General features: G+C 43.7%; 17 protein-coding genes and 1 pseudogene. 15 read left to right on the top strand and 3 right to left on the bottom strand.

Translation table 11 applies throughout. The features are described 5' to 3' along the window. Positions 1 to 47: 47 nt before the first annotated feature. The 6 genes from FC98_RS08880 to FC98_RS08860 all read left to right on the top strand — a co-directional run bounded on the left by FC98_RS08880 (position 48) and on the right by FC98_RS08860 (position 10146). Positions 48 to 1934, top strand: coding sequence for a DUF2264 domain-containing protein (locus tag FC98_RS08880; RefSeq protein ID WP_056949460.1), 1887 nt, complete (start codon positions 48 to 50; stop codon positions 1932 to 1934). 474 nt (positions 1935 to 2408) lie between these two features. Beyond that, on the top strand, positions 2409 to 3404 hold the full coding sequence (locus FC98_RS08875; protein WP_008857586.1) for a LacI family DNA-binding transcriptional regulator: 996 nt from the start codon (positions 2409 to 2411) through the stop codon (positions 3402 to 3404). Positions 3405 to 3745: 341 nt separating this feature from the next. Further along, positions 3746 to 3871 carry a hypothetical protein gene (locus FC98_RS15340; protein WP_258430216.1) on the top strand — a complete coding sequence of 42 codons (126 nt, stop codon included), beginning with the start codon at positions 3746 to 3748 and terminating at the stop codon, positions 3869 to 3871. Between the two features lie 316 nt (positions 3872 to 4187). Next, positions 4188 to 5999, top strand: coding sequence for a beta-glucuronidase (gene uidA, locus FC98_RS08870; protein ID WP_008857588.1), 1812 nt, complete (start codon positions 4188 to 4190; stop codon positions 5997 to 5999). Positions 6000 to 6083: 84 nt separating this feature from the next. After that, positions 6084 to 8639 (top strand): glycoside hydrolase family 30 protein, encoded by a 2556-nt coding sequence (locus tag FC98_RS08865; protein WP_054655173.1) that lies wholly within the window; start codon positions 6084 to 6086, stop codon positions 8637 to 8639. 439 nt (positions 8640 to 9078) lie between these two features. Beyond that, positions 9079 to 10146, top strand: a complete 1068-nt coding sequence (locus FC98_RS08860) for a hypothetical protein (RefSeq protein ID WP_040471801.1) — start codon at positions 9079 to 9081, stop codon at positions 10144 to 10146. Positions 10147 to 10176: 30 nt separating this feature from the next. On the opposite strand, the pseudogene FC98_RS15405 reads toward FC98_RS08860, so the two are convergent. Beyond that, positions 10177 to 10775, bottom strand: a pseudogene (locus tag FC98_RS15405) (LOG family protein). 162 nt (positions 10776 to 10937) lie between these two features. On the opposite strand from FC98_RS15405, the gene FC98_RS08850 reads away from it, so the two are divergent. The 9 genes from FC98_RS08850 to FC98_RS08810 all read left to right on the top strand — a co-directional run bounded on the left by FC98_RS08850 (position 10938) and on the right by FC98_RS08810 (position 19693). After that, the gene (locus FC98_RS08850; protein ID WP_054655171.1) at positions 10938 to 11381 is read left to right on the top strand and encodes a GNAT family N-acetyltransferase; all 444 of its coding nucleotides are present in this window, start codon (positions 10938 to 10940) and stop codon (positions 11379 to 11381) included. A gap of 5 nt (positions 11382 to 11386) precedes the next feature. Beyond that, a complete protein-coding gene (locus FC98_RS08845; protein ID WP_082602847.1) occupies positions 11387 to 12589 on the top strand; it encodes an MFS transporter in 1203 nt (400 codons plus the stop codon). Between the two features lie 27 nt (positions 12590 to 12616). Further along, a complete protein-coding gene (locus FC98_RS08840; protein WP_235803610.1) occupies positions 12617 to 13687 on the top strand; it encodes a M24 family metallopeptidase in 1071 nt (356 codons plus the stop codon). Positions 13688 to 14156: 469 nt separating this feature from the next. After that, positions 14157 to 15353, top strand: a complete 1197-nt coding sequence (locus FC98_RS08835; RefSeq protein ID WP_056949459.1) for an ABC transporter substrate-binding protein — start codon at positions 14157 to 14159, stop codon at positions 15351 to 15353. A gap of 347 nt (positions 15354 to 15700) precedes the next feature. After that, a complete protein-coding gene (locus tag FC98_RS08830; RefSeq protein WP_054655169.1) occupies positions 15701 to 16579 on the top strand; it encodes a branched-chain amino acid ABC transporter permease in 879 nt (292 codons plus the stop codon). Positions 16580 to 16628: 49 nt separating this feature from the next. Then, positions 16629 to 17549 (top strand): branched-chain amino acid ABC transporter permease, encoded by a 921-nt coding sequence (locus tag FC98_RS08825; protein WP_156637272.1) that lies wholly within the window; start codon positions 16629 to 16631, stop codon positions 17547 to 17549. Continuing rightward, the gene (locus FC98_RS08820; RefSeq protein ID WP_056949458.1) at positions 17546 to 18325 is read left to right on the top strand and encodes an ABC transporter ATP-binding protein; all 780 of its coding nucleotides are present in this window, start codon (positions 17546 to 17548) and stop codon (positions 18323 to 18325) included. The genes FC98_RS08825 and FC98_RS08820 overlap by 4 nt, the downstream gene beginning before the upstream one ends. 6 nt (positions 18326 to 18331) lie before the next feature. Continuing rightward, complete coding sequence (locus FC98_RS08815; RefSeq protein ID WP_054655165.1) at positions 18332 to 19039, top strand: ABC transporter ATP-binding protein; 708 nt, start codon at positions 18332 to 18334, stop codon at positions 19037 to 19039. 3 nt (positions 19040 to 19042) lie between these two features. Further along, positions 19043 to 19693: a CBS domain-containing protein gene (locus FC98_RS08810; protein WP_056949457.1), complete on the top strand. Its 651-nt coding sequence runs from the start codon at positions 19043 to 19045 to the stop codon at positions 19691 to 19693. A 329-nt stretch (positions 19694 to 20022) separates the two neighbouring features. Here the strand turns inward: FC98_RS08810 and FC98_RS08805 are convergent, their stop codons facing one another. Further along, positions 20023 to 20934 carry a DMT family transporter gene (locus FC98_RS08805; RefSeq protein WP_054655163.1) on the bottom strand — a complete coding sequence of 304 codons (912 nt, stop codon included), beginning with the start codon at positions 20932 to 20934 and terminating at the stop codon, positions 20023 to 20025. A gap of 551 nt (positions 20935 to 21485) precedes the next feature. Beyond that, a partial coding sequence (locus FC98_RS08800; protein ID WP_156637264.1) for an RNA-guided endonuclease InsQ/TnpB family protein occupies positions 21486 to 21739 on the bottom strand: 254 nt, incomplete at its 5' end.

Genomic DNA, 21739 nt, shown 5'->3' with positions numbered 1-21739 from the left:
GAGACTGTAGAAGCGCTTACAAATAAATTGAATGAGGTGAAACTTAGTTGAAACGAAAATTATTTAATGAACAAATTAAAGAAAACCCCTTGCGTAGTAAGGCCGACGTTAAGGCAGCTTTAGTGGACATTTTAACCCCAGCAATGGCAGTCTTAAGTCAGCAAAAGCGCAAAGGCCGCTTCCGGATGAGTGACAGTGGTGCGGTTTATATTCAAGATAAAACCGAAGTAGAAGGCTTTATGCGTCTGCTTTGGGGCCTAGGTCCCTTCTTCGCCGATAAGAAACGAATTTATGAACAGCCCCAGTGGTATGAGTTGACGACTCAGGGCATTCTGGCCGGCACTGATCCGCAGTCCCCTGATTATTGGGGCAGTGATCTTGGCGATTACGACCAGGTCTTCGTTGAAATGGGTGCTTTGACCGCCTTTCTATACGAAACCAAAGCAACTTTCTGGGATAATTTGTCCGTGCCAAAGCAAAAAACGATTGTTAAGTGGATGGATCAGGTTAATCATAAGGTCATTCCAAAGACTAACTGGCTGTTCTTTAGGGCCATGGTCAATCAATTTATCACTGATACAGGTTACATGGACAATTCAGAATTAATCGATGAAGACTATGCAATTACCAACAAGCAATACTTGGGTCACGGTTGGTCCTACGATGGTTATGTTAACCAAATTGATAACTACATTCCGTTTGCTTACCAGTTCTTTACGATTTTGACGGTTGGCCTCGCTCATACAGATAATGAGCAGTCTAAATTATTGAAAGAACGGGCTAAAGCCTTTGTCCCAAGCTATGCTAATTGGTTCGCGGCTGACGGTGCTGCTTTACCATATGGCCGAAGCCTCGACTACCGCTTTGCTCAAGCCGCATTTTGGGCAGCTTGTGCCTATGCTCACGTTGATTTGCCTGATGACTATACAATTGGTGACATTAAGCACTTGTTGCTAAATAACCTGCGTTGGTGGTTTAAACAAAATATCTTCCAAAGTGATGGCCTGATTCCAATTGGCTATTCATATCCAAACATGAACTTTGCGGAAGGCTATAACGGTCCTGCATCAGCGTACTGGGCTCTTAAAACGTTCATCTTCTTCGCGTTACCAGACGATGATCCGTTCTGGACAACTAAAGAAAGTGATGACTTCAAGTTTGAAGCCTTAAAGAAACAGCCAGAACCAAGAATGTTAATCGCTCACAGTCAAAATGGCTTAGAAGTTCAGGCATTTACGGCTGGCCAGCATTCTCATGAACACGCTCATGGTGAAGATAAGTATGAAAAGTACGTATACTCAACCACTTTTGGCTTCAGTACGGCTAAGGCCAGAACGTTGCTCAAACAGGGCGCCTTTGATAATACGCTAGCAGTTTCGGAAAGTGAAAACTTCTGGCGAACTGCCTTTAAGTATGACGACTATGCGATCCACGATGATTATGTATACTCTGATTGGAAACCGTGGGATGACGTTGAGATTAAGAATTACGTTGTTCCAGCAATGCCATGGCATGTTCGGGTGCACCAAATTGATACGAAACGGCCATTGCACTTAGCGGAAGGCAGTTTTGCGGCTCCTGATTATGGCAAAGATTATCAAAAGGAGTTGCCAAGTAAGGCTGAAAACGCGGTGTTCTATCAAACCGAAGTTGGGATTACTGGGATTGTTGGTTTATCTAAGGAATTGACGGCAGAATTATCTGTGCCCGAGCCAAATACCAATTTGTATTTCCCAAAGACCAAGATTCCACTTCAAACCGGCGTTCTAAAGCCAGGTAAGTATACATTGGTTTCACTGTATTTGGGTGACCGCGAATTAGAAAGCTTGGACGACGATGGTCATATTGTGATTCCTGAAGTTAAGCTGGATGGGAATAAATTGACGATTGCGTTTAACGATCATACGGTTAGCGCAACGTTCTCAGAATTTTAAAGTGTGATTAAAGAATGAAGGACTGTGGCTAAAGATTGTTGGCTGTGGTCCTTTGTTTTTTTGTCAACGTAGTGTGCGCCATCAAGTGCTCATAAGCACTACTGCCAGTGCATACGATATGGATCAGGACAGCTTCTCAAAGCAGGGAGCTGCACATAATCACCTCTGGGAAAAATTCCAGAACCAGGAATTTTCTCCAGAGGTGACTTATACTCCGCGCCTTAACCGCTTTGATCCGCTCACTGATATTAGGACAGCTGCACAAAGCAGAAGCTTGCACCTAAGTCATCTCAACCAAAAATCCAAAACCGAGATTTCCGGTTGAGATGGCTTAGGCTCCAGCTTCTAACCGCTTTGCTCCGCTCACTGATATACGGTAGACAAATGGTGAGTTAAAGCGGTATCATAGCAAGTATAAAGCTAATAAATTAATAACGAATTTTTCGAGGAATAGGATAATATTAGGGTGGTAAAATGACGACAATTAAGGATGTGGCAAAGCAAGCGGGGGTTTCAATTTCAACGGTCTCTAGAATTCTTAATTTTGATGATACGCTGTCGGTGGGCGATGATACCCGGCGCAGGGTGCTTGAAGTTGCCGAAAAGCTTCAATATAAGAAGCGCGCTAAGCATACGACTAAGGTGGGAAAGTCCATCGCTGTGGTGCAATGGCATTCCGACAAAGAAGAATTAAATGATCTGTATTACTTGCAGATCCAATATGGGATTGAGAACAAAGCCGCAACGCTTGGAACATCAATTGAGCGGGTCACGTATGAATCAATTGATAAAAGTAAAATGAAGCGATTTAACGGTATTATCGCCGTTGGTAAGTTTGATAAGACCGAAGTGACCGCGCTACAGTCTTATGGGTTACCACTAGTATTTATTGGCGAAAATTATCTTGCTTATGGCTGTGATAGTGTCCGCAGTGATTTTGAGACACCAGTTATGAAGATTGTTGACCGGTTTATTGACCGCGGGATCAAGGATATTGGCATGATTGCTGGTAAGGAACAAACAACCACTGAAAAGCTGGGTGTCCGTGATCCTCGGGTAGCAACGTTTGATTCATACTTAAAGCAAAAGGGGCTATATAATCCCAACTTTATTTTCCAAGGCCCCTTTGGACCCGATTCAGGCTATGCGCTGATGACTAAGGCAATCCAAAAGCTTGGCGACAAACTTCCCCACGGCTTTATGATTGGCAGTGATTCAATGGCGGTGGGCGTTTTACGCGCGTTGCAGCAAAATAAGATTGACGTCCCAAGCCGGGTGAGCCTAATCAGTTTTAACGACGTGGCAATTGCGAAGTACACCAGCCCAGCGTTAACGACCGTGCATGTCCATACTGAATTGATGGGTGAGCGGGCAATTGAAATGCTGGATCAACGAATGAAGGAACCAAAGAAGATTCCCGAGTTGACGGTCATTGCGACTGAGTTGATGGAAAGGGAAAGTAGTTTGTAGGAAGAGTGAGCGGAGCAAAGCGGTTAGAAGCTGGAGCCTAAGTTGCCTCGCTTAGAAATCCCGGGGTTTGGGATTTTTGAGCGAGGTAGCTTAGGTGCAAGCTTCTGCTTTGCGGAGCGGTCCTAATCTATGTGACATTAAAAGCCACACCACCAACCAGTAAACACCAGTAACAATCGATAACTCAATAAGCATATCAATTGACGTTCTGAAATTAAGTTTTCAGAACGTTTTCAATATTTTTCAAGCAAATCATTTAACGATCCCAACCCCAGGCGACTATACTAAAAGTGAGAGAAAGGTTAAAGAATGATACAGAGTTGAATGAGGAGGAATTGCTTATGAAGACACTCAAGAACATTTTGGCCGAAGTTGATGGAAGAAAGAATGGTCGTTTAGCATCTAAACAAGGTAATCTAGACAATCGACTATTTTGGAATCAAGTGATTACGAGAGATAACAAATAAACAGGATCGTTAGTTATAAGAAATCATCATACTGAAAGCGTTCGGTTAAGTCCGAACGCTTTTTTGTTGTTAAGTAAAATAATACCATTTTACTAAATCATTAGACGATAGAACGAAAATGAAACTTGATCTACAATTGGTAAAATAGCACGAGATGCTGCTGATGTACCTATTTTGGGACAATCATAACTATAAAATCAGCCATTATTTTACTAAAACTTGTTGACTATTTACCATAAAATAGTAAACTTAAGGTGTCAAAATAAGAAAGCGGTTACTTTACCCTTGAATATAGATAGTGAAAGGATTACTAATAATGGAAAAAAGTCTGTTATATCCAGTTACCAATGCGTATCGAGAAGATCAGAAACTAGATGGGTTGTGGGACTTTAAGTTCGATCCAGCTTCTGAAGGTGAGAAAAATGGCTGGACTGAGGGACTGGCTGATCCAATTGAAATGCCGGTTCCAGCCAGCTTCAATGATTTCTTTACCGATAAGGATGCCCGGGAGTACACCGGGGATTTTTGGTATGTCAAAAAGGTGTTTATCCCGAAATATTTTGAAGGGAAACAAATTGGCCTGCGGTTTGGGGCAGCAACGCATCGAGCTACTGTCTATGTGAATGGTCAAAAAATCCGGTCCCATGAAGGCGGCTTTTTGCCATTTACTGCGGATATTACTGGAGCTACCAAGCTTGGTGAAGAGAATGTAGTTGCGGTTAAGATCAATAATGAATTACACCGGGATGCGCTCCCAGCTGGTGACACGATGACTTTGAAGAATGGTAAGAAGATGGCAAAACCATTCTTTGATTTCTATAACTATTCTGGCCTTAACCGAAGTGTTCATTTAATTGCGATTCCAAAGGATAACGTTTACGACTATTCGACAACTTACGAGGTCAGTGATGAACAAGCAACTGTCCATTACACCGTTCAAACTGATGCGCAAGCTGATGTGAAGGTTAGCCTAGCTGACGAAGCCGGAAACGTTGTCGCAACCGCAACCGGATCGACGGGTGATTTGGTGGTCAAAAATCCAACTCTTTGGCAGGTTCGCGATGCCTATCTTTACACGATTAAGATCCAGTTACTTGAGAATGGGACAGTCGTTGACGCCTATAGCGATGAAATTGGATTACGAACAATTGAAATTCAGGGCCATCAGATCTTGGTTAATCACAAACCGGTTTATCTAAAAGGGTTTGGCCGTCATGAGGATAGTATATATGCTGGCCGGGCCTTTGATCTCAACGTTGAGCGCCGGGATTTGAACTTGATGAAATGGATTGGTGCTAACTCATACAGGAGTTCGCATTACCCATACGATGAACAAGCATACAAGTTTGCGGATCGTGAAGGGATCTTGATTACTGATGAAGTGCCTGCCGTTGGTTTTAAGATGGCCGCTGCTAGTTTTCTTGGTGGCTTGGACCAATCGTTTTTCGACGGTGATTGGATCGATGAGCTCTACAAGAAGCATATTGACCAAGTGAAGGACATGATTAAGCGGGATAAGAATCACCCCAGCGTATTGGCGTGGAGCCTCTGTAACGAACCAGATACGTCAAGTGAGTCGGCAGTGCCGTACTTTACCAAGCTATTCAATGATAGTGCGGATCTTGATCCTGAGAAACGTCCTCGGACCTTTACCCTCAACGAAGACGACACGTTTGAAACTTCGAAGTGCCTGAAGTTCCCAGACTTCTATCTACTCAATCGTTACCCGGGTTGGTATCACAAGTGGGGTTATGAAATCTCCGATGGTGAAGCTGGCTTGCGGGCTGAACTGGATGAATGGAAAAATTCCGATATTGACAAGCCAATTGTCTTCTCTGAATATGGTGCTGACACCGAACCTGGTTTGCACAAGTTGCCATCCATTATGTGGAGTGAAGAATATCAGATTGAGCTTCTCGAAATGTTTAACCGGGTCTTTGATTCATATGACTTTATCCGTGGCGAACAGCCTTGGAATTTGGCCGACTTCCAAACGGTTGAGGGCAACATGCGGGTTAACGGTAATAAGAAAGGAATCTTTACCAGAGATCGGCAACCCAAGGCAGCTGCCTTCTATCTGCGGAAGCGGTGGAATAGTTTGCCTTTGAGTTACAAATCAGGTAAATAATATAACTAAATTAGAAAAAAAGAAGTGACCATGTGAATTTGCATTGGTCACTGCTTTTATCAAGAACAAAGGGAGTTACCAAAGATGAATAAAACAAGTTTTGTGATTGACGGGGACCAGCTGGATTTGAACGCTGGGGATGCCAATACGTTCAAGGGATTTGGTTACCTTAGTTGTAATAATTCGTCTCGATTATTGCTAGATTATAAATGGGAACACGAAGATAGTTATCATCAGATTCTCCAAATCCTGTTTGGCGGTAAGCACCCGTTGATGCGAATGATTAAGTTGGAAATGGGTGATGATGGTAACACGTCATCGGGAACCGAGCCGGCAACAATTCGCCACCAAGGTGAAGCAGCTAACGTTCGTCGAGGCGCTGGGTTTCAATTGGTTGCCGATGCTAAGGAAGTTCAACCAAACCTCAAGACGGCACTTCTTCGTTGGGGTGAACCGGGTTTCTTACGGCAAGCATGGGTGAACGTGAAAACCGCTAATCCAGATCAAAATGTACCGGAAACTGCTTTTGAGCCGATGTATCAGTGGTATAATCAAACGATCATTGCCGCGTATCAGCAATATGGCTATTTGATTAATTACGTTGATCCCGATCGCAATGAAACCAAGCACCCAATGGTTAAATGGATTAAGTGGTTCGCGAAACGATTACGTCATGACCAAACCGGCTTTCCTGCTGACTTTCCGATAAATGATTATCAGCAAATTAAACTTATTGCGGCCGATCAAAATTATGAAACTGATTTCGGCGATATGATGGTGGCTGATCCAGAACTCAGGAAGCAAGTCGCTGCGGTTGGCTTTCACTACAATACCAACGACGGGGATCAACAACCGTTTACTCAGCTAGCTGATCAGTATCACCATGAAGTCTGGTACAGCGAAGGTATTGCGCCAATGACGTTTGGTAAGTATCGGGTAAAGGCATCAAATGGAGATGGGATTGGCGGCGTTCAGAGTGGCTTAGACGTGGCTAACCGGCTCATTAAGAGTTACGTAAAATCACGGCGGAGTTTTTATATTTTCCAGCCAGCGGTTTCGGCTTATTATCCGGGTGTTAATTACAGCCATAAAGAATTAATCGCTGCCAGCCGACCATGGTCCGGTCACTTTGAAGTTGATAACGTTGGGCTGCAATGTATGAAACACTTTAGTGACTTTGCTAAGGCTGGTTGGGCAGACGAAGGTGCTTGGCGATATTTAACCAGTGCGTGTGATAGCGGTGTTGGCGGTACCGAAAACTTGGATCATCACCGAGATGCCCCGAGTTACCTCACCTTAATGGCACCTGACAAGCGTGACTTTTCAACGGTGATGGTTAACGATAGTCCTCAAGCGAGAACCTATCACCTTGAAGTGAAACATCTAGCTGGGGATGCAAACCGAAAACTATTCATTTGGCAAAGCGTTGGCCCTAGTCATCCTGAAGAAGATTACGATCAGCATTTGAAACAACTGAGAGAAGTCGTAACACCAGTAAATGATCAGGCGGATGTTGTGGTTAAGCCCCATTCAATTGTAACAGCAACGACGCTGGACCTTAAAAATGATGAAACCGTTGCTTATCAGCGACTGGTTAGCCGCCATGACGATTATACGCTGGGTGTTAACAACCACACCGATGTTTTGTATGACGACGACTTCACTTATGGAAAGTATGCGGCTAACTATTTAGCGGCTCGTGGTAACACGCCACGGTACACCACGGATCAGGGTGGTGCCTTTGAAGTGATCAACCAAGATAGTCATCAAGTCCTGCAACAGATGATTACAGAAGACGAGCGGGCACTAGACTGGGAATACTCATTTGCGCCTAATTTAACGGTCGGTGATGATAAGTGGACGGATTATTCGGTAACCACTACGATGAAATTTGATAATCAGACGCAACAAAATTCACCAACTGGAAACTATTTCGGAATTGGTTTGCGGGAGCTCACTGATGTCAAGGGCCGCCTTGAAAGCGCCCCGTATGTTTTTAAGCTGTTTAGTGACGGGCTCTGCCAGTTAATCAAGGACGACCAAATCATTTGTTTAACGCACGTGGATAACCTAAAATTGGATAAAACTCACCAAATTATCTTTACGGCATCCGGTAACACGCTGCGGGCAGTGGTCGATGACCAAACTGTGTTTAATTTTGTGGATACAGATAATCCCAAATTCAGTGGTCGCGTTAAAATTGGCTGTGGCTATTACCACACCCAGATTCAACGCTTGACGATCACCAAAGCTCAAAAAGAGAGCCCCCTTGTCTCGAAGCGATTAGACGATTTGGATGATGGGATTTCGTATCGTGGTCAATGGAACCACGTTTGCGGTTTGGGTAACACCAAATGGAACCGGACGCTTTCATATGGAACTGCGAATGCTGATAACCCAACTAAAATTACATTTGATTTCGCCGGGATAGGCTTTTCATTAATTGGCAAACAGGAAAAAGCCAGTCGATTGCGAATTGTTGTTGATGGTCAAATGCTTGATTGGAATCGCCAACCGCAAACTGCCGCTGATCGGACTGAAAATATCCTGGTTTCTGGTTTAACTAACGGTGAGCACAAAGTGAAACTAACGGTTATTGATGGGACTTATACGCTGGATGCCGTTGAGTGGTTGGCGTAAAAGAAGCGGTTCAGCTAACATGGATGGAATTAATATGAATAAGAAAATAATTGTTGATGAGTCACATTAAATCGAGGCATTAAAAAGACCGACAAACCTGAAGACTTTTTCAGGCTGTCGATTTTTTTCGTAAAAAATATGCTTGTATAAATGTTGTAAGTTTTTGAGCTTTTTGATTAGTTTGGTAGAACCATCTTCTCCTAATGACAATGATAATTAGATGTAAAGATGATTGAATAACCTTAAAAATAAAAAAATAACCACCAGTATTTAAGAACTGGTGGTTTCAAACAAATTATCTAACTCGAATTGTTAATATACTTATATTATAACGCTAACAACTAAGCTTGTCAACGTTGCCAGCAAAAACAATTCGAGTTTGACCGAGTGGCAGATTCAGCTTAAAATTAGTGCAATTAGAACAAGGAGGCTACTAATTTTGCCAAGGTACGATGATGTGTTTAATCCAAATGGTTACCAATCGGAAAACTACCGACGTCTTAACCAAGCTTACCAAACAAAAATGACCGACCGTTTTAATCGTCGACAAATTGATTATCCGATAAAGCAGCTGCAATTCGAAGCGGAGACGGTCAAGTTGACAAGTATTATGAGTCAGCAGCAGTATCTCAAGTTGCAAAGCTTTGTCGAGGCATTTCCCACAGCACAAAAAAGCGGCCCTTCCCCGGTAGTGGGCAAGGACGCCTATCAAAGCATGATTCTTTATCGTCGTTATCAATTATTTGATAGTACCCAATACGTTATTCGTAGCCCACTGGGGTTTGGGTACACGGTTAGTAAATACATCACAATTACCAGTATCCCAACAATTGGCCAGCCTAACCACGACATTCAGGTTTCGATCACAATCAATCCCAACCGATTTTTAAATTCGCTCGATGAACCATTAGTAAGTTTATTGATAGAAAGAATTTTACCGATGCTGATTGCCCCGCAACTTTCAGAACTTGAGCTGACGTTAGACATGCCGCTCATTATGAATAATTTTCATATTCTGATGGGTGGCGCGCCTGGTACTAAGCAACAGGTGACGCAAGAGCTAAATTCCCATCAGGAATATGAATTAAGCCAGATCACGTACATAAATCCTGAGGGAACCCGTCAGTTGACTGTCTCTGATAAATTCCGGTCACTGTTGGCTAATCAGCTAATCGTTGCCGATACGAACTATATTTCTGCCAGGGAGGCCGAATACTATCGGGACCAAGCAAGCGCTCAGCAGTTCCTTACCCGAATCGCATTGAAAGTTTCAACGCCCGACGCTGTGATGCGGTATATGAAAAATCACGAGTGGCTGATGCGGGATGTTTCAGTTGACTACCGTGATAATAGTGGTGTTTCCCGATTTGAGGGAACTGATTACGCAACCCACGGCAAAGACTTTCGCCGCTCCTTTAACCGCATGCTGACGTACCGATTAAAATCAGTGCAAAGCCGATTGCGGCAATTGCCCTATTTGCCGAGGGAAGTCTGGCAAAACAAGTAGAGGCTAACTACAATTGTCGTATTGCTAACTTTACGAGTTACTTGGCTGATCTTCATCATACGTTCGCACTTGTGGCGGGATATAACTTGTCATAAATTGCTGAATGGCTGACAGTGAATCGGAAAAAATGAGCTTCTGGCGGTCGTCAGCACTTAAGAAACCAGCAGTGACCATTTGATCAAACATGGCAATTAGTGGCTGGTAGTAATGATTAACATTGTAAAACGCGCAGGGGTTGGGATTGTCATTGAGTCGGGCCCAAGAAAATGACTGGGTAATTTCCTCCAAAGTCCCCACACCACCCGGCATTGCAATACAGCCATCGGAGAGTTCCATCATTTTTACCTTGCGTTCGGACATGTCCTTGACAACGGTTAATTCTGATAATGATTCCAGTTGGGGGGGGATTCGGCGCCGTGATCAACCAATTGCTTTGGCATGACACCGTGAACTTTGCCACCTTTGGCTAAAATCCGGTCGGAGATGACGCCCATTAAGCCAACGCCGCCACCACCATAAATTAATTCATAGTGATTTTCAATAAACCAATCAGCTAGGGTCACTGCTGATTCAGTATAGATTTGTTGGTTTCCAGAACTAGCGCCACAGTATACGGCAATTTTTTTCATTAGAAATCCTCACTTTGCTTTTTGTATATTATATCTCAGTGAATTAGTCGCGCAAACCGGATTTAAATACTGAAAACAGATTAACCGCCTTTCATAATCTTGATTAAATAGGCTATAATTGAATTACTTGAAGTGAAAATAGCATATGGAAGGAGACTAAAATTGGAACAGGATATCTTAGCCGATCGTGATCCAAAGTGGCACCATTTTGCGAAATTGATTGGGGCGGTTTCATGGCCTGCTGGCAAGTACTTAGCAAATGAAATGATTGCCCATCGATTCTTAGATTGGGAACGGGTGATCGTGCTGGTTGATAGTGACAAGTTGGTTGGCTTTTGCGCGATTGTAAAGGAAGACATCGTTAAAGCCAGCGGTTATTCGCCGTTTATCGGTTATGTTTTCGTAGATGAAGCATACCGTGGCCAGCATTTGAGCCAGCGTTTGGTCACAATTGCAGAGGATCAGTTGACGCAAGTTGGCTTTTTAAAAGCGTACATTGTGACTAAACACATTGGGTTGTATGAAAAGCTGGGGTATCAGCAAATTGATACCTCGATTGATCAAATGGGGCGTAAGATGCGGATCTTAGAGAAAGAACTGGTGTAGATTAGATGAAAATAGAGACAACGCCAAGGTCCCATCGGGTTCTTCTTGGTGCATTATTAATATTCTTGGTGGGGGCTAATATGCGGACGGCAATTACCGTGGTGCCACCAATCTTAGCCAACATTCAGAATTCGTTTAGCTTACCCGAGTGGTTTCTGGGTAGCTTAACCACGATTCCCCTGATCTGTTTTGGCCTTTTATCTCCAACGGTGACGTTCTTTATTCGACGATTTGGGATTTTGCCGGTAACGATGGCTGACCTCGGGTTACTAGCGATTGGTAACTTTGTTCGGGTCTATTCCTTCACCGGCTTATTGATCGGGACGATTTGTATCGGTTGTGGGATTGCCATGCTTAACGTGTTAGCACCAACGCTGGTTTCCTATTTATTTCCAATGCGAATCGGAACCTATACGGGGATGTATGTTTTTGCGATGTCATTATCTAGCGCAATTTCTGCCGGTTTTAGTTCGGTCATTAGTCAATGGATATCTTGGCAGGTGATGATGCAATTTATTTCAATTATTCCGATTGTTGCCATTATTGTGGCCGTTTGTTTGAGCGTTAGCCAGTCTAAAGCGGAACCGAATAAGGGGCAGGCTTATCATCACGGTCAAACGCAAACCTCACCATGGAAGCGGCCATTAGCCTGGGCGCTTGGTGGCTTTATGGGGTTGCAATCATTGCTGTTTTATTCAATTTTGACCTGGTTGCCACCTATCTTGATGGCTTCCGGGATTAAGCAAAATACGGCTGGATACTTGCTCGGCTTGCTGCAAATCACCGCCCTGCCGTTTTCATTTATCATTCCAAGGATTATTAGTGAAGCTAAACGGCAATCAACGATGGTACTAACAATTGCTGTGATCTTCGTTGCCGGGCTTAGCTGCCTTTTACTGGCACCGATGAGTTTCTGGTTTGCGGTCGTTGCTTGCGTCTTGTTGGGACTATCGACTAATATGGCGTTTAGTGAAGCGATGACGCTGTTTAATCTTAAGACTAGGAATCCCAACGAAACGGCGGCTGTTTCCGGAATGGGGCAATCATTTGGCTATTTATTGGCAGCTGTGGGGCCAATGTTATGTGGTTGGATCCATGGGCTGACAGGAAGTTGGGTAGTGGTAATTGTTTTCTTGATCGTTATTTTGGCTTTGATGACTTCTGTGGGCTTACTAGTCGACCATGAAAGGTATGTTTTTAGCGACTAGGCCGTTTGACAGAAGGAGGAGACAATAGTGGATCAGCGAATAGTAAAATTTCAAGACGCTATTGAAGAATTAGGGCTGGATGCGTTTATTGTTACTAATCCAGTTAATTTAACGTATTTAACCGGGTTTCAGGGATTGCCCGGGGATGGCTGTTTAACGGTCACGCCTAAAACGGTGACGCTAATTACCGATGCCCGTTACCAAGAGGAACTTTCCCAGTCGTTACCAAAAGACATTGATTTAGCAATTACGCGGGATTACTACCAAGTTGCCCGAAAGGTACTGACCGGACCAAAGTTTCAGCGGGTCGGATTTGAAACGTCGATTAGCTTTCAACTTTATCAGTTACTCAGCCAGTTATTTGGTGACGCTTTAATTGCTGAAGATGGGGTCATCGAAAAGCTACGGGAAGTAAAGGGTCAAGATGAGGTTGCGGCGCTGCGAAAATCGACTTCTCTGGCGAGTGAGGGGTTTGAACAATTAATTAAACACGTTACCGTTGGCCAGACCGAACGGCAGGTTTCTAACTGGTTAAATAATTGGATGCTTGATCATGGTGCCGAAAAGCCAAGTTTTGATACGATTGTTGCGAGTGGCTACCGGTCTGCACTACCCCATGGAGCGGCGTCTAATAAGCAGTTAGCTGAAGCTGATATGGTGACGGTTGATTTTGGCTTTTACGTTGATCATTACACCTCAGACATTACCCGGACGTTTGCCCTGGGTGATCCCGGTGACCAATTGAAACACATTCATGAAATTGTCTATCAGGCACAGGAAAAAATGTTTGCGGTGATTAAGCCGGGCGCAAATGGCCGTGACGTCGATGCTGCTGGCCGTGATTTTATTCGTAAACGGGGATATGGAAAGTATTATGAGCATGGAAGTGGTCACGGTATTGGGTTAGATATCCATGAGGGGCCCAACTTTGGCCCACGATGGCAATCAAACATTTCAGCAATCAATAATGTCATGACCGTGGAACCGGGGATTTACCTGCCCAAATTAGGCGGGGTGCGGATTGAAGACGACCTGTTAATTACGGCTGATGGCAATGAACGGTTAACGACTGCTCCTAGAAAATTAATTATTTTATAATTGAGCGATCCCTTGCTGGTAAGTGATTGAAGCGCGTTCGTTGATTACAAAGAATATACTAATTTGATTAGAAAGGTTGACATTTTATTAGAGGATTACTATACTTCTAACCAATCATTAAATTCTTGGTAAGGAGGTAGCGGTCATGACAATTATTAATTCAAACATTAACATTCTAATGGCAGCACCTCTTAGCCAAGATTTAGCCTTATTATTAAAGATGAAGGACCCGACATTGAGCGTGAGTTAATTTAGAACTACTCACAAATCAACAAGTTGAGCCCTTATTTTCGTTTTTAATGATGAGGGCTTGATCAATCAAGATTTTAAACCTCATTCATTAAAGAATGAGGTTTTTTTATATCTTCAAGGAGGGGTAAACATAAGGATTAGGGGTTATTTGGCTTATTGGATCACAAATTAGGGTTAGGATCACAAATTACATAAAAATTGAAAGTGGGTAGATTTTATGAAGAAAAGTATGGTTAAGAAAGTCGTTAGCATGGCAGCAATCGTGATGACTGCGGGAATTTTTGCTGGTTGTAGTACCGCCAAAACAACTACTAAGGGAAATCAAACGACTGGCAACGTCGTGAAAATTGGGGTCAACATGGAACTCTCTGGTGCTGCAGCGGGTTACGGGAATTCTCAGAAGCAGGGGATTCAACTTGCTGCTTCAGAAATTAACAAGAATGGTGGCATCAACGTCAATGGTAAGAAGAAAAAGATTAAGCTAATCATTCGGGATAATAAGACATCAACTAATACGTCCGCATCGGTTGCCGCTCAGCTTGTAAACAATGACAAGGTTGCTGCGATTGTTGGGCCAGCAACCACCAACGCTGGGACGGCTGAAATTCCTAACATTACGAAGGCTGCCGTTCCAAGTGTCAGTCCGTCAGCCACCGACCCAGCCTATACCCTTCAAAAGAATGGCAAAGTTCAGCCATACGTTTTCCGGGCATGTTACCAAAATAACTTCCAAGGCAGCACGGCTGCTAAGTTTATGACCAATACGTTGAAAGCAAAGCGAGTTGCTGTGTATGCCGATAACTCAAGTGATTATGGAACTGGTTTGGCAAAGGCATTCAAAAAAGCTTATACGGGTAAAGTGGTTGACAGTCAATTCTTCACGGCAGGTGACAAGGACTTCAACGCTGTTTTGACCTCATTTAAATCAAAGAAGATTGATGCCATTTATGCGCCCGGCTATTACAACGAACTTGGTTTGATTATTAAGCAGGCCCGCCAAGCTGGCATTAACGTTCCGATTGTTGGTAGTGATGGCATGGCTGATCCAAAGTTGGCACAAATTGCCGGTGACAACAACGCCAACAAGATCTATTACACGACACCGTTCTCAACCGACGTTGCTAAGAGCAACCCAACGGCCGTTAAATTTATGAAAAAGTATCAGGCACGTTATCACCAAGCAGCCCCGACCTTCTCAGCATTGGCATACGATTCTGTTTACATGATTAAGCAAGCAATCGAAAATGAAAAATCAGCAGATTCAGTCAAAATCGCCAAGGGACTTGCAAACATTAAAGACTTTGACGGGGTAACAGGCAAAATCACGATGAACAAGAACCATGATCCCGAAAAGCCAATTGCGATTGAACAGTTGACCAACGGGAAGGTTAGCCGGTCGTTCAACGTAAAGTGAGCGGAGCAAAGCGTTTAGAGTGTGGAACCAAGCGGTTAGAGACTGGAACCTAAGTTTTCTCCGCCAGAAATCCTGGGCTTGGATTTTTGGTGGAGAAGGCTTAGGTGCAAGTCTCTGCTTGGTGCAGCACGTTTCCACAATGTTGCCTAGACACAGAAATTCCTGGTTCTGGAATTTTTGATGGAGGTGCTTACACGCAGATTGCTGCTTGGAGGAGCTATCCTACTCCATGTACCAGAGGACAGCTACCAGGCAGCCGTATTCCTTTCACTATGAAGCCAAACAACAACTTCAAACAACATTTTTAACACGCATTACGCATTTCACCTTGAGAGGAGGAACACCATTTGCAAACATTTTTTCAACAAATTATTAATGGGCTTTCATTAGGAAGCATTTACGCGTTACTCGCTCTCGGGTACACGATGGTTTACGGGATTATTAAACTGATTAATTTTGCGCATGGTGACATTTACATGTTAGGCGCTTTTTGGGGCTATTACGTTATTAATGTCTGGCATTTCAATTTCATCATGGCTCTACTTTCGGCGATGTTGGTTGGGGCAGCCAGTGGGGTCATTATTGAGTACTTCGCATACCGGCCACTTCGACATTCGCCCCGGATCACCGCATTGATTACCGCTATCGGGGTTTCATTCCTGCTTGAAAACGGGATGTCCTACTTGTTTAGTTCGAATACCCGAGACTTCCCGCAAATCATCAAGCAGGTTAACTACAATGTCGGTGGAATCCTGATTTCAAACATTCAAATTCTGATTCTAGTGACAGCCTGCATCTTAATGGTCTTGCTTCAATTAATTATTAAGAAAACCAAAATGGGCCGGGCAATGCGAGCAGTTTCCGTTGATCCAGATGCTGCTGAGCTAGTTGGTATTAATATTAATTGGACAATCTCCTTCACGTTTGCGCTTGGATCCGCCTTAGCTGGCGCTGCGGGAGTCCTCATTGGCCTTTATTACAATTCAATTGACCCATTGATGGGGATGACTCCTGGAATTAAAGCGTTCGTTGCTGCGGTTCTTGGTGGAATTGGATCAGTTCCGGGTGCTTCGGTTGGTGGTTTTATTATTGGCATCCTCGAAACGTTTGTTCAATCAATCGGTTTGTCAGCGTACAAAGACGCCGTTGTGTACTTTGTTCTAATTGTAATTTTGCTGATCTTGCCAGCAGGTATTTTTGGCAAGAGTGCCAAAGAGAAAGTGTAGGTGATCTCATTTGAAAGCAAATTTTAAATATAACGTAGTTTGGTTGATAATGATGGTTGCCGGTTTTTACTTAATGAATACCTTAATTATGATTGGGGTCATTGATTCGTTTATTGAAAACATGTTGGTAACGATTGGTATTAATATTATTTTGGCAACTGGGTTAAACCTCATCATTGGCTTTGCGGGTCAGTTCTCACTTGGTCATGCTGGGTTCATGGCAATTGGGGCATACGCAACCGCCATCATCACGCAAACGGCTAGCACCACCGGTGGTTTCTATGTCTCAATCTTCATCGGAATTGTGGTTGCGATTATCGCCGCATTAATTGTTGGGATTCCAACTCTGCGACTTCGGGGTGATTATCTGGCAATTGCTACGATGGGGGCGTCAGAAATCATCCGAATCCTGATTAACAATATGAAGATGACAGGCGGCGCAGCTGGGATGTTTAACATTCCCCAATTCGCCGATTGGCCGACGGTTTATATTATGGTTTGCGTTACGACGATTGTGATCGTTAATTTCATTCATAGCCGGGCTGGCCGGGCAGTTAAATCAGTTCGTGAAGATGAAATTGCCGCTGAAGCAATGGGAATTAACGTCACTAAATGGAAACTAGCAGCGTTCGTTCTAGGGGCTTCAACTGCAGCGATTGCGGGTTCCTTACACGCATCATATTTGCAAACCATTGCGCCAAATGATTTTGGCATTATGGAATCAATCTCCATCCTCATTATCGTTGTGCTTGGTGGGGTTGGTAGTATTACTGGGACCTTTGTTGCTGCGGTAGTTCTTGGCGTGCTGGATACGGTTCTTCAAAACTTCGGCGCCCTTCGAATGGTGATTTACGCCGCGGCGTTGATCTTGATTATGATTTTCAAGCCAACTGGTCTCCTAGGAACCTGGGAGTTGTCGATTAAAAAGATCTTTAGCCGATCAAAGCGAAAGGAGCGGGTTGAGTCATGAGTAAGCTGTTACAAGTTGAGAACCTTGTTAAAAACTTCGGTGGGTTAACTGCCGTTTCCAACGTTTCGATGCATCTAGATAATAATGAACTGGTTGCTCTGATTGGTCCAAATGGGGCTGGTAAAACCACGTTATTCAACTTATTAACTGGTGTCATTCCAGCGTCTTCTGGGTCAATTGTCTTGAACGGGGATAACGGGACGTATCCACTAAATGGTAAGCGGGCCTATAAAATTGCGGATATGGGACTCTCACGCACGTTTCAAAATATACGTCTATTTAAGGAACTTACGGTACTGGATAACGTCTTGATTGCGATGACTAGTAAATTCAAAGAAGGGTTTATTCCAACGATTTTTCGCTTTCCAAGTTATTACCGAACAGAGGCCCGATTAGTTAAGGAAGCCAAGAAGCTCCTTGCAATTTTTGAACTGGAAGATGACATTGACGTCCTTGCCAAGAATTTGCCATACGGGACGCAACGGCGGCTGGAAATTGTTCGGGCACTGGCGACTAAGCCCCAGATTCTGTTTTTAGACGAGCCAGCAGCTGGGATGAATCCAGAAAAAATTGCAAACCTCACGCAATTGATTTTAAAAGTGCAGCATAGTTTTCACATCACTATTTTACTAATTGAACATGATATGTCGTTGGTTATGAACCTGGCCCAACGAATTTACGTTCTCGATCATGGGTCATTATTGGCACAGGGAACGCCTGACGAGATTCAATCAAACAAAGCGGTTATCAAAGCATACCTAGGTGAGGAGGCGTAATGACACATGTTACTACAAGTAAATAATTTAGTTGTTAATTATGGTGTCATCAATGCTGTTAAGGGCGTTAGTTTTGATATCAATGAAGGCGAAATTGTGTCATTGATTGGTGCCAACGGCGCTGGTAAGTCGACGATTTTGAAAACCATTTCAGGTCTATTAAAGCCAAAGAGCGGTAAAATTATCTATCATAATAAGGAAATTCAAGCACAAAAGGCACCTAAAGTGGTCGCCGAGGGCATTTCACAGGTTCCCGAAGGCCGGCACATTTTCTCTGGTTTATCGGTGATGGAAAATTTACAGATGGGCTCATTTCTAGTAAAGGATCGTTCCCGAATAAAGCAAACTTTTAATGAAGTTTTCGAGCGGTTTCCGATTTTGAAACAACGTCAGAATCAAGATGCCGCAACGTTGTCTGGTGGTGAACAACAGATGCTCGCAATGGGTCGGGCCCTCATGGCTAATCCAAAACTCATTCTATTGGACGAACCATCCATGGGGTTAGCACCGATTTTTATCAACGAAATCTTTGACATTATCAAGGAAATCAACAAGCAGGGGACCACTGTTCTATTGATTGAACAGAATGCGAAGAAGGCGTTGTCGATTGCGGATCGCGGTTACGTTTTGTCGACTGGTAAAGTGCAGCTTGCCGGAACTGGTGAGGAGCTGTTGGCAAACGAAGAAGTCCAAAAAGCGTATTTGGGAGGTTAGAGAATGAGTGTAAGAGATTTTATGTCAGGTAATGTCATCACCGTGCCACCTGAAACCAAGGTGAGTGTCGCGGTGAATATTATGAAAGAAAATAATATTCATCGATTACCGGTTATCAACGATGGCGAACTGGTGGGTCTTGTTACCCAAGGAACCATTCAAGCGGCGTCTCCATCAAAAGCGACGAGTTTATCAATTTATGAATATAATTATTTACTGAACAAAATGACGGTAACGGATGTTATGGAAACCACTGTGCGCACGATTAACGCAGCCGATTTTCTCGAAGATGCCATTTACGAAATGCGTAAATACCAAATTGGAGTTCTCCCGGTGATGAGTGACGGCGCAGTTGTAGGCATTATCACAAATAACGATATTCTGGATGCCTTTTTGGATGTTACTGACTATAACGAGGATGGAACGGTGGTTCAGGTATTTGTGGAAAAGGATCGGACCGGCGTGATTTTCGATATTGGGAAGATTATGGCGGAGAATGATTTGAATATCCAGACGCTGATGGTTACCCATCAAGGAACAAAAAAGGTAGTGGAAATCCACGTTGATAAAGAAGATGGCTTTTCAGTCGCAACAAAGCTCCAAGAGGCCGGTTTAGATGCTAAGGAGGCGGAACATTATAAAAAAGTAGAGTGAGCGAAGCAAAGCGGTTAGAAGTCGGAGCCTAAGTTACTCCGTCCAGAAATCCCCGGGCTTGGGATTTTTGGGCGGAGTGGCTTAGGTGCAGACTTCTGCTTTGCGAAGCTGTCCTACAAATAGAGTGCGGAACCAAGCGGTTAGAGACTGGAGCACGTTTTCACAATGTTGCTAAGATGAAATCCCCGGGCTTGGGATTTTTGAACGGAATATCTCAAACGCAGATTTCTGTATTCTATACCTGTCCCACCCCATATAACATAGCGTAACCAAAAAAGCTGATCACCATCCTCCCGAATGGAAGATGAGCCGATCAGCTTTTTGAGTAATTATGAAATTGACATATTGTTCTTCATCGCTGCCCACGACTGAATGCCAACGGTTCCCAGGATCAAAATGCCACCAATGGTTTCGGGGAGCCCAAAGCTAATACCAAGAAAGATGATTGATAAAATTGTCGCCGAGAGGGGTTCAAATGAGCCAAGAACACTTGCCGTTGTTGGTTGAATGTAACTCAAACTTTGAAGATAGAAGAGGTAGGCAAACATGGTGCCAAAAATGACTACGAAGGACACATCGCCATAGGTTTGCCATGAAAATGTCGGCATGTGGTCCCAAATTTGGTAAAAGCAGCTAAATGAAGCCCCACCAATTAACATGGACCAACCAACTACTGGAATGGAACCATATCTTCTAAGCAATTTGCCAGGTAGCAAGGTGTAAATACTGGCAGTGATGGCGGTTGCGAGTCCCCACAGTAACCCGCGCAATGGAATCGCCAAGGTTGTTAAATGACCGTGGGTTACCAGTAGAATGGTTCCTGTGAGTGCCATTGCTAACGAGATCACATCGACTCTGCGGGGTAAGTGGCGGGTACGAAACATTAAGTGAATAATGATGACTGCTGGGGATAAGAACTGCAAAATAGTTGCGGTTGCGGCGTTGCCGTATTCAATGGCTTTAAAATATGTATATTGAGAAGCTGACATGCCAACAAAGCTAAAAAACACGAGTTTGATAGCATCCCGCCAATGCCGCCAAACTGCGATACTTGCCGTTGCGTTGGTTGCAAAGCCAAACAGGACGAGTAGGATTCCGGAAACAAACATCCGAACAGAAACCAACCAGTTGGCACTAATGTGTTCAGTTGTGAATAGGAATTGAGCAGTGGTCCCAGAAATGCCCCAGAGTAGTGGTCCTAGAATAGTCAACCCAATTCCCCGAATTCTTGGATTTTGCAAGGTAATGTCCTCCAAAGTGTATTAGGATAAGTATATATCAAACAGTGGGCGTAGCAAAGCGGTCAGAGTGCGAAACCAAGCGGTTAGAGACTGGAGCCTAAGTTTTCTCCGCCAGAAATCCTGGGCTTGGATTTTTGGCGGAGAAGGCTTAGGTGCAAGTCTCTGCTTGGTGCAGCACGTTTTCACTATGTTGACAAGAAAACAAAACTTTCGGGTTTGAAATTTTTCTCAAAGGTGCTTACGCGCAAGTTACTGTTTTGCGGAGCAGTCTTAAATGGAGCCAAAGTATGGCACCAAATGGTTAAGAAATAGCGCCTAAGCCTTTGCTTGGTAGCGCACGCTGGTACTATGCTACTCAAAACGTATTTATCCCAATTTTCCCACCTGCTTATTCACTAGACTAGGAGGTGAAAATGCGGTAGAGTAAGGTGAATTATTCGTCACTAAAGTAACGAGTTTCTAGGAACACCGCAGACTTACCAAGCATTCTTGGAATGTTTAGCAGCGGTTACGGCTATTAACTAAGGGCTATTCCGGCCCAGTTCTATTTTTCAGGCGCTTAAGATATTCTTGGCGGCATTAATATCACGATCATGATTTAACCCACAATTCGGGCAAGTCCACTGTCGGATATCAAGGGGATGTTTCCCATCATCATAGTGACAATTAGAACAGATTTGGCTGGTCTTGTTCGGGTTAACCGTGATTAATTGCTTGCCATACCACTCGCATTTATATGCTAATTGTGACCGCAGTATTCGCCAAGCCTGATTCGCAATTGCTCGAGCCAACTGATGATTTTTAA

This window comes from Lentilactobacillus kisonensis DSM 19906 = JCM 15041, from assembly GCF_001434135.1.
Taxonomy (GTDB): Bacteria; Bacillota; Bacilli; order Lactobacillales; family Lactobacillaceae; genus Lentilactobacillus; species Lentilactobacillus kisonensis.
This window is presented reverse-complemented; position numbering and strand designations above follow the sequence as displayed.

Bases quoted from the DNA above. Each gene is read 5' to 3' on its own strand.
- FC98_RS08835 (WP_056949459.1), top strand. From the start codon at position 14,157: ATGAAGAAAAGTATGGTTAAGAAAGTCGTTAGCATGGCAGCAATCGTG.
- FC98_RS15340 (WP_258430216.1), top strand. From the start codon at position 3,746: ATGAAGACACTCAAGAACATTTTGGCCGAAGTTGATGGAAGAAAGAAT.
- FC98_RS08865 (WP_054655173.1), top strand. From the start codon at position 6,084: ATGAATAAAACAAGTTTTGTGATTGACGGGGACCAGCTGGATTTGAAC.
- FC98_RS08845 (WP_082602847.1), top strand. From the start codon at position 11,387: ATGAAAATAGAGACAACGCCAAGGTCCCATCGGGTTCTTCTTGGTGCA.
- FC98_RS08820 (WP_056949458.1), top strand. From the start codon at position 17,546: ATGAGTAAGCTGTTACAAGTTGAGAACCTTGTTAAAAACTTCGGTGGG.
- FC98_RS08875 (WP_008857586.1), top strand. From the start codon at position 2,409: ATGACGACAATTAAGGATGTGGCAAAGCAAGCGGGGGTTTCAATTTCA.
- uidA (WP_008857588.1), top strand. From the start codon at position 4,188: ATGGAAAAAAGTCTGTTATATCCAGTTACCAATGCGTATCGAGAAGAT.
- FC98_RS08825 (WP_156637272.1), top strand. From the start codon at position 16,629: ATGATGGTTGCCGGTTTTTACTTAATGAATACCTTAATTATGATTGGG.
- FC98_RS08815 (WP_054655165.1), top strand. From the start codon at position 18,332: ATGTTACTACAAGTAAATAATTTAGTTGTTAATTATGGTGTCATCAAT.
- FC98_RS08810 (WP_056949457.1), top strand. From the start codon at position 19,043: ATGAGTGTAAGAGATTTTATGTCAGGTAATGTCATCACCGTGCCACCT.